A 13,791-nucleotide genomic window follows, 5' to 3' on the forward strand; every position below is an offset into this window, starting at 1 on the left:
ATGCGCAGGGGGCACGCAAAGCCCGGGGCACATGATGCACGGCCAACAGCCGTGGTGGTTGGCGGAGGCATCTCGGGCCTGATCGCCTCACGTGAACTGGCGGCGGACGGTTGGGCGGTCACTGTCCTCGAAGCAAGCAACGCTTGGGGCGGCTGCGTGGGAAGCCATGTTGTTGCCGGGCTGCAGCTGGACAGCGGGGCGGAGTCGTTCGCCACCCGGTCCACAGCTGTAGCCGACCTCGCGCGTGAGCTTGGACTGGCGGACCGCATCGTCGCCCCGCATCCGGGTGGCGCCTGGGTACAGCTTCCCAACGGCCCGCAGGAGCTCCCCAGAACGGGGGTGCTCGGGATTCCTGCGAACCCCTGGGACCCTGAAGTTCGGCGATCCTTGGGGCTCGCGGGAGCAATGAGGGCATCCTTGGACCGTTGGCTCCCGGCCTCTGTGGGAACGTCCTCGGACGTCACCAGCGTTTCCTCTTTGGTCCGAACCCGGATGGGCAAAAGAGTTCTTGAACGGCTTGTTTCTCCGGTGGTGGGTGGCGTTCACTCTGCCGACCCTGCCCTTTTGGACGTGGACATGGTCGCCCCGGGGCTGCGCGCGGGGCTCCGCGCCCATGGATCCCTCGCTGCCGCTGTTGCGGCTCAACGCAGAACGGCTACCGCATCTACGGCGTCCGGCCCGGCGAAGGCGGGTTCCGCCGTCGCGGGCTTGAAGGGTGGGATGAATACCCTGGTGGTCGCGCTGGTATCGGACTTGCGGGAGCGCGGGGTGTCATTGCTGACCGGCAAGCGTGCCGAGGACGTCGTCAAGACGGAAGACGGTTGGCGGGTCACCGCCGGAAACGACACGTACGACGCCGACCGGCTGGTGGTTGCGCTTGACGGCCCAGCCGCCGTTGGGCTGCTGGAGAAGTCGTTACCTGAGTTGTCCAGCCTGCGTCCCGCCCCCGGACCGCTGGTGAGCCTGGTGACGATGGTTGTGGATTTGCCGCAGCTTGACGGCAGGCCGCGTGGGACAGGGATCCTGGTGGCTCCTGAGACCCCTGGGATCAAGGCCAAAGCCTTGACGCATGCAACGGCAAAGTGGGATTGGTTGGCTGACGAGGCTGGTCCCGGAACGCATGTCCTGCGCCTTTCCTATGGTCGGCGCGAAGAGGCGGGTGGTGGAGCGGACCTCGTACTGGATGATGAGTCTCTCCTGGCCGCCGCCCTGGAAGACGCTTCCGCGCTGTTGACCGTTCGGGTATCCCGGTCGGACATCGTGGACTGGGATGTGGTGCGGTGGGCGGGCGCATTGCCGTTCGCCGCCGTCGGTCATAAACAGCGTGTGGCGCAAGTGCGCAAGGTGTGCGCCGCTGCGGACGGTCTGACCATGGTGGGCGGCTGGTTGGCCGGAAACGGCCTTGCCGCAGTAGTAGCTGATACGCGGGCGCAACTTGCCGCGGTAAGCGCCAACGGACCATCCATTGAGTGATTTGCATCACTTCTACGTCTTGTAGAACTGATCCGTTCGACTTAGCGGCTGGCACGGGGCAAACTTGAACCATGAGCCACACTTCTGCCGAATCTGTCACTAAAACTGCTGAAACCGAAGAACAGTTCTACACACTGTGGACGGTCTTCAAGCGCTCGGCCGACGTCCTGCGCAGCGGCGATGCTGCACAGGAATTCGAAGCCCTTGCCGAGAAGCTCGCGGAAGGCGGCGTGATCCTTCGGGGCAGCTATGACGTCTCGGCCATGCGCTCGGACGCAGACATCATGGTGTGGCTCCACGGGCCCAAGCCGGAGGACCTGCAGTCCGCTGTCCGCTCCATCCGCCGCAGCAAGCTCTTTGCGGGAACCGAAATCGTTTGGTCCGCCATGGGCGTGCACCGTGAAGCCGAGTTCTCCAAGAGCCACGTGCCCGCCTACGCGCGGGGCGTAGAGCCCAGCACTTGGCTCTGCGTCTACCCGTTTGTGCGCTCCTACGAGTGGTATCTGCTTCCCACGGATGAGCGCGGCAAGATGCTCCGCGACCACGGCCTGCTTGGACGCGAATTCCCGCAGGTCATCTCCAACACCGTGTCCTCGTTTGCCCTGGGCGACTGGGAATGGATCCTCGGCCTCGAAGCACCTGAACTGGTGGACCTCGTGGACCTGATGCGCCACCTGCGGTCCACCGAAGCGCGCCACCACGTCCGCGAAGAGATTCCCTTCTACACCGGCCGCCGCGTCACGGCTGCCGAGATTGCCGAGGTCCTGGCATGACCGAGCTTGTTATCACCACTGAAGCGAACGCCATCACTGAGCGTGGACGCCAGGAAGCCAAACAGTACGACGCCGTACTGCTCGCATCCTTCGGCGGTCCTGAAGGCCAGGACGACGTCATTCCCTTCCTGCGCAACGTCACCCGTGGCCGCGGCATCCCGGACGAGCGGCTCGAAGAGGTCTCGCACCACTATCGCGCTTTCGGCGGTATCAGCCCCATCAATCAGCAGAACCGCGAGCTGAAGGCAGCGATCGAGGCTGAACTGGCGCGGCGTGGCATCGAACTGCCGGTCCTCTGGGGAAACCGGAACTGGGATCCCTACATCGCGCCGGTCCTGCAGGACGCATACGACGCCGGACACCGCCGGATCCTGATGCTCACCACCAGCATCTACTCCTGTTACTCCAGCTGCCGCCAATACCGCGAAGACATCGGCATTGCGCTGACCGAAACCGGTTTGGACGGCAAGCTTGAGGTGGACAAGATCCGCCAGTACTTCGACCACCCCGGCGTAGTCCAGCCCTTCCTGGAAGGAACCGCCGCCGGATTGGAAGAGATTCGCGGCAAGCTGGCCGCTGCCGGCGAAGCTGACCCGGATTCGAAGATTCGGGTTCTGTTCGCCACCCACTCCATCCCCACCCGGGATGCTGAAGCCGCAGGCAGGTCCCAGGACGAGCCTCGCGAATTTGCTGAAGGGTCCGCCTACGCAGCCCAGCACCTTGCCAACGCCCAGGCCATCATGGACGCTGTGGCACCGAACGTTGCCTGGGACCTCGTGTACCAGTCACGCTCCGGTGCCCCGCACATCCCTTGGCTTGAACCTGACATCAACGACCACCTCGAGGAAATCGCCCCCGAAGGCGTGCGCGGCGTGGTCATCGTTCCCCTCGGCTTTGTCAGCGACCACATGGAAGTTGCCTGGGACCTCGACACCGAGGCCTTGGAAACGTGCAAGAACCTGAGCATCGAGGCCACCCGCGTTCCCACGCCGGGCACGCATGCGGCTTTCGTGTCCGGCCTGGTGGACCTGATCTGCGAACGCACGGTGGAGAACAACATTGCCGAGCGTCCCAACGTCACGGACCTTGGCCCGTGGTACGACGTCTGCCGTCCCAACTGCTGCGAGAACTTCCGCGGAGCAAAGCCCGTCATCGCCGAAGTTGGCACCAGCATCGGGACCGGCCATGACGCCTACCCCGCTTCGGAGGCTGCCAAGTGACAGTCCGCATCGGAACCAGGGCTAGCAAGCTTGCCCTGACGCAAACGCAACAGACTGCGGACCAGTTGGCTGCCGTGGGCGGCTTCCCGGTGGAGCTGGTGCACATCAAGACCGAGGGCGATGTGAAAACCGGATCCCTGTCCCAGATGGGTGGCACCGGAGTGTTCGTCGCTGCACTGCGGGATGCCCTGCTGGCTGACGCCTGCGATGTCGCCGTGCACTCGCTGAAGGACCTGCCCACGGGTGCCGCACTTGGCCTGGGCATCGCGGCAACCCCCAAGCGGGTGGATGTCCGTGACGTGCTCTGTGCCCGTGACGGTATGACACTCGCCCAGCTGCCGGGCGGCGCCAAAGTAGGCACAGGCTCGCCTCGGCGTGCCGCGCAGCTTCGGGCTGCACGTCCGGACATCGAAGTACTCGATATCCGCGGAAACGTGGACACACGCCTTGGACGCGTCCCCGGCCTCCCGGGTAACACCACCGATGAGGTTGTTCAAGGCAAGTCCTGCGACCTTGACGCCGTGGTGCTGGCCGCGGCGGGCTTGGAACGAATGGACCGGTTGGACACCGTCAGCGAGTTCTTCGAATCCGACGTCATGCTTCCCGCCCCCGGGCAGGGAGCATTGGCCATCGAGTGCCGCACTGAAGACGCCCCCAGCGTGGCAGGTTCCGCCGAAGGGGCCGACGGGGTGCTGGCACAGGCCCTTGCGGCACTGAACGACCACGACACCCGCCTCGCCGTAACGGCCGAGCGCGCTGTTCTGGCCAGGCTCGAAGCCGGTTGCGCGGCCCCCGTTGGTGCCTACGCCTTCCGTAAGGGCAGCATGCTGCACCTTGAGGCAGTGGTCTGCGCAGTGGATGGCACCAAGACTGTCCGCGAGAAGAAGGCCACCGACGGCCTCACGGAGGTTGGCGCTACGTTGCTCGGCATCGAAGTGGCTGAGCTGTTGCTCGCCGCCGGCGCCGCGGAGATCGCGGACCTTGCCGCGTCCTGAGCCGCATGAATCGAACGGGCTGACCGGTCGGCGCGTCCTGATCACCAGGAGCGCCGACCGCGCGCGCCCCTTGGCATCGCTCCTCAGTAGCTTTGGGGCCGAGCCACTGGTGTTGCCGCTCATTGATTTCGAGCGGGCCGGAGACCAGGCTCCCCTTGATTCAGCCTTGGACCGTTTGGTGGCAGGCAATTTCGATTGGCTGGTGATCAGCAGCATCACCACTGTCCGGGTTCTCCTGGACAAAGCTGCGCAGCGCGGCGTCGATCTTGCGGACTTCGTGCCATCGGGAACAAAGGTGGCCACCATTGGACCCTCGTCCCGGCAGGTCCTTGAATCCGTTGGTCTCACCGTTGCTTTGTCGCCTACCGATGTCCAATCGGCCGAAGGTCTGCTTGCTGTGTGGGAGTCATCCGGTGGACGGGTTTTCCTGCCACAAGCAGATATCGCGTCGCCCGGCCTGCGGGAAGGCTTGACCGCCAGAGGCGCGGACGTGACCTTCGTTGTCGCCTACAACACAGTCGGTTACCCAGCCCGTCCGGAACTCCGCCTAACAGCGGAGCTTCCGTCCGACGTCGTAGTTTCCCGGGGCGACATGCCGCCGACTCTCAGCCCGGACGAGGCACGGACCGCAATGGACGCCGGGAGCCTGGACGCCGTGGTGGCTGCTTCACCCAGCGCTGCGCGTCGCATCGCCCACATATTTCCTGCTTTGGGCACCTGCCGCTTCATCGCCATCGGGCGTCCGACGGCGGCAGAGGCCTCCCGGATCGGCCTCACCGTGGCAGCCACCGCCAAAGAACCAACCCCGGACGGCATTGTGGCCGCCTTGGAATCTGTTTTCGCCAACGAAGGGAACCCGCAATGAGCTTTCCGAACCATCGTCCCCGCCGCTTGCGCACCACTCCCGCAATGCGCAGGCTCACCGCCGAAAACCGCCTGGCGCCCGCGGACCTGATCCTCCCGGCCTTCATAAGGGAGGGCCTCACAGAGCCGAGCCCCATCAGCTCCATGCCGGGAGTCGTCCAGCACACCACCGAGTCCCTGAAACGGGCGGCCGCAGAAGCAGTGGAGTTGGGCGTGGGCGGCATCATGCTGTTCGGTGTGCCCGCCGTGCGCGACGCGCAAGGCACCGCTTCATTGGACCCGGATGGCGTCCTGAACAAGGCCATCCGCGACGTCAAAGCCGAGGTCGGCGATGACCTGGTGATTATGGGCGACGTTTGCCTCGATGAGTTCACGGACCACGGCCACTGCGGCGTCCTCGATTCCGAAGGCTACGTAGACAACGACGCCACGCTGGAGATCTACGGCCGGATGGCTGTTGCCCAAGCGGACGCCGGAGCTCACGTGCTGGGGCCCTCGGGAATGATGGACGGACAGATCGCAGTCATCCGTCAAGCGCTGGAGGAGTCCGGGCACAAGAACACAGCAGTTCTTGCCTATGCAGCCAAGTACGCGTCAGCATTCTATGGCCCGTTCCGTGAGGCCGTGGATTCCCAGCTCAAGGGTGATCGCCGGACCTACCAGATGGACGCGGCAAACCGTCGGGAAGCCATCCTGGAAGTTGAACTGGACCTCGAAGAAGGCGCTGACATGGTCATGGTCAAGCCTGCCATGAGCTACTTGGACATCCTGGCCGACGTCGCAGCCATGAGCCCGGTGCCGGTGTCGGCCTACCAAATCTCGGGCGAGTACGCCATGATCGAAGCGGCCGCCGCCAATGGCTGGATCGACAGGCGGGGTGCCATCACCGAATCCGTCCTCGGCATCAAGCGTGCCGGAGCGGACACCGTCCTGACCTACTGGGCCTCCGAACTCGCAGGCTGGCTGAAGGAGTCCTGATGACCGCTGTTCCTGCCGATCCCACAGCGCCGGTGGCGGCCCATGAGATCCTGCTCGGCCTGAACACTTTCGGCGACGCCGGGGTGGACGCCGATGGAAACCCGAAGGAACATGCGCGCGTGCTGCGCGAGCTGCTCCAGGAAGCGAAGCTGGCTGACGCCGTCGGACTTCATGCCTTTGGGGTGGGGGAGCACCACCGGCGCGATTTCGCGGTGTCCGCACCTGAAGTCTTCCTTGCAGCGGCGGCCGCGGTTACCTCACGGATTCGCCTTGGCTCGGCCGTTACCGTGCTCAGCTCCGATGACCCCATCCGGGTTTTCCAGCGCTTCGCCACCGTGGATGCGTTGTCCAACGGCAGGGCGGAGGTAATGCTCGGCAGGGGTTCGTTCGTGGAGTCGTTTCCTCTGTTTGGTTTGGACCTGGCGGACTACGAAGTCCTGTTCGAGGAAAAACTGGAACTGTTCGATAAAGTTCGCTCGCAGAAACCGGTTCATTGGGAAGGCCGCACGCGTCCCAACGTCAACGGGCTGCAGGTATACCCCAAACTGCAGCACCACTTGCTGCCGGCTTGGATCGGTGTAGGCGGTACACCCGAGTCCGTGCTGCGCTGCGCCGAATATGGCTACCCCATCATCTTCGCCATTATTGGGGGAGAACCCCGCCGCTTCGCGCCGCTGGTCAAGCTGTACCGTGATGCGATGGCCAAGTACGGCCATCCGATGCGGCAGATCGCAACGCACTCACCGGGGTTCATTGCTGACACGGACAAGGCCGCCCGCGAGGAACTCTTCCCGCATTGGCTGGAGCAGCGCAACCGGATAGGTTCTGAGCGCGGCTGGGGTCCAGGGAATCGCGGAGAGTTCGATGCCATGTGCGGCCCTGAAGGTGCGCTCTACGTTGGCTCCCCGGAGACCGTTGCCCGGAAAATCGCCTTGCTCAAGCGGAACCTTGGTGTGGACCGCTTCGACCTCAAATACAGCAATGGAACATTGCCGCATCAATCCATGATGCGCTGCATCGAGCTCTACGGCAGCGAGGTGGCCCCCCGGGTTGCTGAGCTGCTGGCCGACGCCTCATAAGACTGCGCCCGGCCAAGCTTAAATCACTGAAAGAATAGGAACCATGACGTCAAACACCCCTGTGTCCGACCAGCTGTTCGACCGCGCCCGGTCCCTGATGCCCGGCGGCGTCAACTCGCCGGTTCGGGCCTTCGGGTCAGTGGGCGGTACTCCGAAGTTCATGGTGTCCGCCAAGGGTGCCTACCTGACGGACGCCGACGGTAAGGAATACGTAGACCTCGTCTGCTCCTGGGGGCCGGCGCTGTTGGGCCACGCCCACCCCGCCGTGCTCGACGCCGTTCACGCAGCTGTGGACCGTGGCTTGTCCTTCGGAGCTTCCACCCCGGATGAAGCCAACTTGGCTGCGATCGTCAAGGACCGGGTGTCCGCCGTCGAACGCTTGCGGATGGTGTCCACGGGAACCGAAGCCACCATGACTGCCGTCCGCCTGGCCCGTGGTTTCACCGGCCGCAACCTGATCATCAAGTTCGCCGGCTGCTACCACGGGCACCTTGACGGATTGCTGGCAGCCGCAGGATCCGGCGTCGCCACGTTGGCACTGCCCGGCTCTGCCGGCGTCACCGAGGCCACTGCCGCTGAGACACTGGTCCTGCCCTATAACGATCTCGCTGCCGTCGAGGCTGCATTCGCTGCGCACGGCAAGAACATTGCTGCCGTTATCACCGAAGCAGCTCCGGCCAACATGGGCGTCGTTACCCCGGGTGAGGGCTTCAACGCGGGGCTGTCCCGCATCACCAAGGAACACGGTGCGCTCCTCATCCTCGACGAAGTCCTCACCGGCTTCCGCACCGGCTACGCCGGCTACTGGGGACTGACCGGCCGCCAGGAAGGCTGGGCTCCGGACCTGCTCACGTTCGGCAAGGTCATCGGCGGCGGAATGCCGACGGCGGCACTCGGCGGCCGTGCCGACGTCATGGACTACCTTGCTCCCGTCGGCCCGGTTTACCAGGCCGGGACGCTGTCCGGAAACCCCGTGGCCATGGCAGCGGGTGTCGCAACGCTGACGAACGCAACTCCTGAGGTCTACGCCTACGTTGATGCCCGATCCCTGGAACTCTCCGCCGCGCTCTCCTCTGCCCTTGATGCCGCGGGTGTGGACCACTCCATCCAGCGGGCAGGCAACCTGTTCTCCGTCGCGTTTGGTACCTCTGCCCACGGCGTGCACAACTACGACGACGCGCAGCGGCAGGAAAGCTTCCGATACGCCCCGTTCTTCCACTCCATGCTGGACTCCGGCGTCTACCTTCCGCCATCGGTCTTCGAAGCCTGGTTCCTTTCCGCTGCCCATGACGACGCAGCGATGAACAGGATCGTCGATGCCCTCCCTGCAGCAGCGAAGGCCGCAGCGGGCGCATCGGCCTAGTTTTTGGTGATGCCCCGGCGCCTGCTTGAAGCAGTTGTCCGGGGCATCGTTGCTTGTCACGGGGTAGGCTCGTAGGTGGAAACCCCACCCCCAACGAATTCACGGTTTACCATGCGCAAGTTCCCGTCCATTGCTTCTTTGAGTGTCAGCATTGCCACCGCCGGAGTACTTCTGGTGACGGCCTCGGGATGTTCCAGTGGCCCATCCAACTCCGGCCAGGCCTCGGCGGAGGGGACGCCTTCTGTATCTCCTTCTTCGCCGACAGCCACGCCGGCACCTACATCCCCGCCGGCGACAACCACGCCGTCTGCCGTTCCTTCCCCGCCTCCTTCCGCCGCACCGGCCCCGGCGCCGAGCACACCGTCACCTGCGGAGCAGCAACTCGCAGCGCTCAGCCTTGAGCAGCGGGTAGGACAACTGTTTATGGTGGCGGCCAAGGCCAGCGGCGCGGAACCGGGCACCATGGAAGCACTGACGAAGTATCACGCCGGCAACGTTTACCTCAGCGGACGCAGCAAGGCTGGAACTGCCCCGACTACAGCTGTCGTGTCGTCGTTGACCGGTACAGTCTCGGCTGCCACAACAGGTGGGGTACCCCTATTTGTGGCGACGGACCAAGAAGGAGGATACGTGCAGGTTCTGTCCGGCCCCGGGTTCTCCACTATTCCGACCGCTGTGCTCCAGGCGTCCTCCGGGGCGGCCAAGCTCCGCACGGATGCTGCAACGTGGGGGAAGGAACTTCGTAGCGTAGGCGTCAATGTGAATCTCGCGCCGGTCCTTGATACAGTGACCAGCCCGGAGTTTTCCCCGTCAAATGCCCCCATCGGCCATTTTCAGCGGGAGTACGGCTATGACCCTGCCAGCGTCTCGCTCCTGGGCAACGCCTTTGCCGATGGCATGAAGGACGCGGGCGTCGCTCCCGTGGTCAAACACTTCCCGGGCCTTGGCCGGGTGGTTCCCAACACCGATGTCAGCAGCGATGTCCGTGACACGGCTACCACCCGGAACGATCCTGCGCTGGAGCCGTTCCACGCGGCCATCAAATCAGGCACCCAGTGGGTCATGGTGTCCAATGCTTACTACGACAAGATTGACGCCGCCAACATCGCACCGTTCTCACCCACCGTGATGGAAACCATGCTCCGTGCTGACGCCGGCTTCACGGGGATCGTTCTTTCAGACGATCTCTGCAGTGCCGCGCAGCTGGAAGCATGGTCCGATGCCGAGCGCGCCCTGAACTTCTTCGGTGCAGGCGGAACCATGCTGGTGTGCGCCGATCCCACGAGCATTCCGGCCATGCACCGGGCGGTGGTGCAGAAGGCTACGTCAGATCCTGCTTTCCGGGCCAAGGTGGATGCTGCAGCGTTGACAGTGCTGCGGGTCAAAGCCGCTCACTAACGGCTCCAAGGCAGTGAGCACAGCAAAGAACCCCGCCTTCGTTTGGAAGGCGGGGTTCTTTGTAACCTGTGCTTTGTCCTGCTTAGAGGATGTCCTTAGAGGACGTCCGAAAGGAAACCTTGAAGGCGTTCCGTCCGGGGATCGGTGAACAGCTGCTCCGGAGGACCGGATTCAACCACAACGCCGGCGTCCATGAAGGTCACGATGTCCGAGACATTCCGGGAGAATCCCATTTCGTGGGTTACCACCACCATGGTCATGCCTCCTTGGGCCAAGTCCGTCATGAGGGCAAGCACGCCCTTGACGAGTTCCGGGTCCAGCGCGGAGGTAGCTTCGTCAAAGAACATCACCTCGGGCTTCATGGCAAGCGCGCGGGCAATTGCCACACGCTGCTGCTGTCCGCCTGAGAGGTTGGCTGGACGCGAGTCCGCCTTGTGCTTCAAACCCACCAGGTCCAGCTGGGCCAGGGCCTCATCGCGCGCCTGCTCCTTGGACATGCCGCGGATTTTGCGCAATGCCAGCGAGATGTTCTCGGCCACCGTTTTGTGCGGGAACAAGTTGAACTGCTGGAAGACCATGCCGATGCGGCGACGCAGTTCGTCCGGGTTGTCCTTCAGCACCGATCTTCCATCCAGCAGGATGTCGCCCTGGTCGGGTTCGATGAGTCGGTTCATCACGCGGAGCAGCGTTGACTTGCCCGAGCCGGACGGGCCGATCACGGATGCCGTGGTGCCCTTCTCGACGTGCAGGTCGATGCCCCGCAAGACGTGATTGCTGCCGAACGATAAGTGGATGTTCTTCGCCGTCAATGTGCCTGATGCGAATTCACTCATGCTTGGGCTCCTTTTCCAACGACGGCTGCTGCCTCGTCCGGTTCCTTCTTCTCCGGGCGGCCGGCACGCATGCGTGCATCAATCCAGTTCACAAAGTGCGTGAGCGGGATGGTCAGCGCCAGATAGAAGATGGCCGCGGCGACGTACGGCGACAGGTTGCCGCTGTTGGCAGCGGCGTCCTTGCCGATCTGGAAGATTTCACGCTCGGTTGCCAGCAAGCCAAGCATGAACACCAGCGACGATTCCTTGATCAACGCGATGAACTGGTTGACCAAAGCCGGAAGCACGCGGCGGATGCCTTGGGGCACCACCACCAGACGCATGGACGAGCCGTAGCTGAACCCCAAGGCTCGGGTTGCTTCCAGTTGGCCCTTATCCACGCTCTGGATACCGGAACGGAAGATCTCGCCGATGTACGCGCCGGACATCAAGGACAGAGCCGCGATGGCCATGGGGTAAGGGCTGGTGGAACCCGTAAGCTCGCGAATGATAGGACCGAAACCGAATCCGATCACCAGGATGGTCAGCACCGGGGGAAGCCCGCGGAGGATGTCCGTGTAAATGCGGGCTACCCACCGTGCTGCTGCGTTCCGGGAAATCCCCATCAGGGCGAGCAGCATCCCGAGCGCGGTCCCGATGATGCCCGAGACGACGGCCAGGACGATGGTGTTGGGCAGGCCGACGGCGAACATCTTGGGGATGACTTCGCCCATTGCCTCCCAGTCAAAGAAGGTCTCGGCTAGTTGATTGAGGATATCCATGGAACGCCTTGGTTACTTGGCGGGGAGCTGGACGGCCTTGCTGCCCGGCTTCCAGCCTTGGGGGGTCTGCTCGGCGGCAGTCGGACGGTCCTTGTACCATTCGGCCGTGAGCTTGGCCCAGGTGCCGTCAGCGATGACTGCATCCAAACCGGAGTTCAGGGCGTCGATCAGCGGCTGGTTGTCCTTGTTCACGGCGTATGCGGTGAAGTTCTGGGTGTTGACAACCTTCTCGGCGATCTTGGTGTTGTCGCCTTCCTTGACCTGGCCTTCAGCCTGCTGCGAAGGTGCAACCCAAGCGTCGATCTGGCCGTTCTTGACGTTGCCGTAGACAGTGTTGTAGTCAGGGAAACGGACAGGCTCGATCTTCAGGGTGTTGGTCATGTAGTCATCCTGGACGGTGCCCTGGACGACGCCGATGCGGAGGCCTTCCTTGACGTCGGCGAAGCCGGTGACCTTGGAGTCGCTCTTGGTCACGATCGCCATGTAGCCAAAGTCGTAGCCATTCGTGAAGCCGACTGTCTTGCGACGGGCGTCCGTGGTGGAGATCGAGGAGGATCCGACGTCGAACTGCTTGTTGCCCACCTGGGACAGAAGCGCCGAGAAGTCGGTGGACGCGAACTCGACCTTGAGGCCCAGCTTGTCACCAATGGCGCGCAGGAGTTCGTTGTCGTAACCGGTGAAGTTACCGGACGGATCAATGAAAATGTTCGGCGGGGCATCGGAAAGGGTGCCCACGCGCAGGGTGCCGTCGGTGATGAGGCCCAGCTTGGACTTGTCGATCTGATCCAGCGCCGTAACGTCAGCGGTGGTAAACGTGTCCAGCGACTTCTGGTCGCTGCCGGCGAGGGCGTCGGTGGGCGAGCCGCTGGGCTCGGAGGTTCCTCCGCCGCATGCTGCCAGGGAAATCACCAGGGCTGCGGCCACGGGGGCAACAGACAGCCACTTAGGGGCTTTGAATTTCATGAAGAAATCACTTTCATCGGGTAACGGAGACGTTTCGCGGTGGGCGGGGAATGCGGCAGCAGAACAATGGTTGGCTGCCCTAGCAGACTTCAACCCGCCAAACTTAATTATGTCACCAGCCCAGTAGCGCGCTGTGAATCGAAGAAGTGACTGCCAGCACTCAAATTAACCGAACAAAGTTCCCGCCAAACGCCGGCTGGACTCCGGACTATTCCGGCAGAGAAGCTTCGCGTGGAATCTCCGCGCGGCCAGTCCCACATTTTGGGTTCCCGAATTCGTTGTGACTTGCGTCGCAAAAAGTAACGCTTGGCGTGCTTCCTGTTCTAGAAGCCGCCCCGGCTGGCATCCTCAGGCGGCAGAACCGGCCACTCACCCTCGATGACGGCGGTGGGCTTGCTCCGGCGCAAGTACTGCTGGAAATCAGCAGCCTGGGACGCCGCCCAGTCTACTTGCAGCTGATGCAGCGTGGACGCAGGCATCTGCAACTTGGGGAACTTGCCGGCCATGGCATCCAGAACGCGGAGCGTAGCGAGCGCATCCGCCGCGGAGGTATGTGCGTTTGTCAGGTCCACGCCGTATTCCTCGCACAAAGCGGTGAGGGTGCGCTTCCCCTTGCGGTACCGGTCCACTTGCTTGTTCATGACATACGGATCCAGCACGGGGAAGCGGCTCAGTTGGGGAACGCCGTAGCGGGCAGACTCCGCCGCCAACACGGTGAAATCGTAACTGGCGTTGAAAGCAATGACGGGAGTGCCGTCGTCGAACAGTCCTTGGAGTACCCCGGCGACTTCGCGTGTGACCTCTGCTGCCGGGCGGCCTTCGGCGCGGGCCTTCTCTGTGGTTACGCCGTGCACCTCGCTGGCTTCGAGCGGAATCTCCACACCGGGATCTGCCAACCACTCGTGCTCTGCGATGAGCTCCCCGTGAGCATCCACAACTGTGATGGAAGCGGTGACGATCCGCGCTGACCGCGAGTTCTTTCCGGTGGTCTCGAGGTCGAATGCGGCACGGGAGAGGGTATTCCAGGAACTCATGTCTTCAAGCTACCGGCTGGGTCCGACACTCTTTGGGCACGACACTCCTGCCGTTAC

The 13,791-nt window shown here is 63.4% G+C and carries 13 protein-coding genes and 1 pseudogene; 9 read left to right on the forward strand and 5 right to left on the reverse strand.

Translation table 11 applies throughout. The features are described from left to right. From hemG to hemL, 8 genes are all read left to right on the forward strand, one after another. Positions 1 to 1,473 (forward strand): protoporphyrinogen oxidase, encoded by a 1,473-nt coding sequence (gene hemG / locus J3A64_RS02945; protein ID WP_210063599.1) that lies wholly within the window; start codon positions 1 to 3, stop codon positions 1,471 to 1,473. 71 nt (positions 1,474 to 1,544) lie between these two features. Next, positions 1,545 to 2,246 carry a hydrogen peroxide-dependent heme synthase gene (hemQ, locus tag J3A64_RS02950; RefSeq protein ID WP_011775406.1) on the forward strand — a complete coding sequence of 234 codons (702 nt, stop codon included), beginning with the start codon at positions 1,545 to 1,547 and terminating at the stop codon, positions 2,244 to 2,246. After that, entirely contained in the window at positions 2,243 to 3,466 is a 1,224-nt protein-coding gene (locus J3A64_RS02955) for a ferrochelatase (protein ID WP_210063600.1), read from the forward strand. The genes hemQ and J3A64_RS02955 overlap by 4 nt, the downstream gene beginning before the upstream one ends. Then, positions 3,463 to 4,461: a hydroxymethylbilane synthase gene (gene hemC, locus J3A64_RS02960; protein WP_210063601.1), complete on the forward strand. Its 999-nt coding sequence runs from the start codon at positions 3,463 to 3,465 to the stop codon at positions 4,459 to 4,461. The genes J3A64_RS02955 and hemC overlap by 4 nt, the downstream gene beginning before the upstream one ends. Further along, positions 4,448 to 5,326: a uroporphyrinogen-III synthase gene (locus J3A64_RS02965; RefSeq protein WP_210063602.1), complete on the forward strand. Its 879-nt coding sequence runs from the start codon at positions 4,448 to 4,450 to the stop codon at positions 5,324 to 5,326. The genes hemC and J3A64_RS02965 overlap by 14 nt, the downstream gene beginning before the upstream one ends. Next, positions 5,323 to 6,303 carry a porphobilinogen synthase gene (gene hemB / locus J3A64_RS02970; protein WP_011775403.1) on the forward strand — a complete coding sequence of 327 codons (981 nt, stop codon included), beginning with the start codon at positions 5,323 to 5,325 and terminating at the stop codon, positions 6,301 to 6,303. The genes J3A64_RS02965 and hemB overlap by 4 nt, the downstream gene beginning before the upstream one ends. Beyond that, positions 6,303 to 7,382, forward strand: coding sequence for an LLM class flavin-dependent oxidoreductase (locus J3A64_RS02975; protein WP_210063603.1), 1,080 nt, complete (start codon positions 6,303 to 6,305; stop codon positions 7,380 to 7,382). Before hemB ends, J3A64_RS02975 begins: the two co-directional genes overlap by 1 nt. A gap of 43 nt (positions 7,383 to 7,425) precedes the next feature. Next, positions 7,426 to 8,745 carry a glutamate-1-semialdehyde 2,1-aminomutase gene (hemL, locus tag J3A64_RS02980; protein ID WP_011775401.1) on the forward strand — a complete coding sequence of 440 codons (1,320 nt, stop codon included), beginning with the start codon at positions 7,426 to 7,428 and terminating at the stop codon, positions 8,743 to 8,745. 56 nt (positions 8,746 to 8,801) lie between these two features. On the opposite strand, the gene J3A64_RS24055 is transcribed toward hemL, so the two are convergent. Then, entirely contained in the window at positions 8,802 to 9,104 is a 303-nt protein-coding gene (locus J3A64_RS24055) for a hypothetical protein (protein WP_051024988.1), read from the reverse strand. A 49-nt stretch (positions 9,105 to 9,153) separates the two neighbouring features. On the opposite strand from J3A64_RS24055, the pseudogene J3A64_RS02985 reads away from it, so the two are divergent. Beyond that, positions 9,154 to 10,143, forward strand: a pseudogene (locus J3A64_RS02985) (glycoside hydrolase family 3 N-terminal domain-containing protein); the annotation flags it as partial. Between the two features lie 95 nt (positions 10,144 to 10,238). Here the strand turns inward: J3A64_RS02985 and J3A64_RS02990 are convergent. The 4 genes from J3A64_RS02990 to J3A64_RS03005 all read right to left on the reverse strand — a co-directional run bounded on the left by J3A64_RS02990 (position 10,239) and on the right by J3A64_RS03005 (position 13,734). Continuing rightward, complete coding sequence (locus J3A64_RS02990) at positions 10,239 to 10,976, reverse strand: amino acid ABC transporter ATP-binding protein (protein WP_011775399.1); 738 nt, start codon at positions 10,974 to 10,976, stop codon at positions 10,239 to 10,241. Next, positions 10,973 to 11,737 carry an amino acid ABC transporter permease gene (locus J3A64_RS02995; protein WP_011775398.1) on the reverse strand — a complete coding sequence of 255 codons (765 nt, stop codon included), beginning with the start codon at positions 11,735 to 11,737 and terminating at the stop codon, positions 10,973 to 10,975. The genes J3A64_RS02990 and J3A64_RS02995 overlap by 4 nt, the downstream gene beginning before the upstream one ends. A 12-nt stretch (positions 11,738 to 11,749) precedes the next feature. Continuing rightward, positions 11,750 to 12,700: an ABC transporter substrate-binding protein gene (locus tag J3A64_RS03000; RefSeq protein ID WP_043806194.1), complete on the reverse strand. Its 951-nt coding sequence runs from the start codon at positions 12,698 to 12,700 to the stop codon at positions 11,750 to 11,752. A gap of 323 nt (positions 12,701 to 13,023) precedes the next feature. Further along, positions 13,024 to 13,734: a 3'-5' exonuclease gene (locus J3A64_RS03005; RefSeq protein WP_014922274.1), complete on the reverse strand. Its 711-nt coding sequence runs from the start codon at positions 13,732 to 13,734 to the stop codon at positions 13,024 to 13,026. Positions 13,735 to 13,791: the final 57 nt, after the last annotated feature.

It is taken from the genome of Pseudarthrobacter sp. PvP004 (assembly GCF_017876035.1).
Lineage (GTDB): Bacteria > Actinomycetota > Actinomycetes > Actinomycetales > Micrococcaceae > Arthrobacter > Arthrobacter aurescens_A.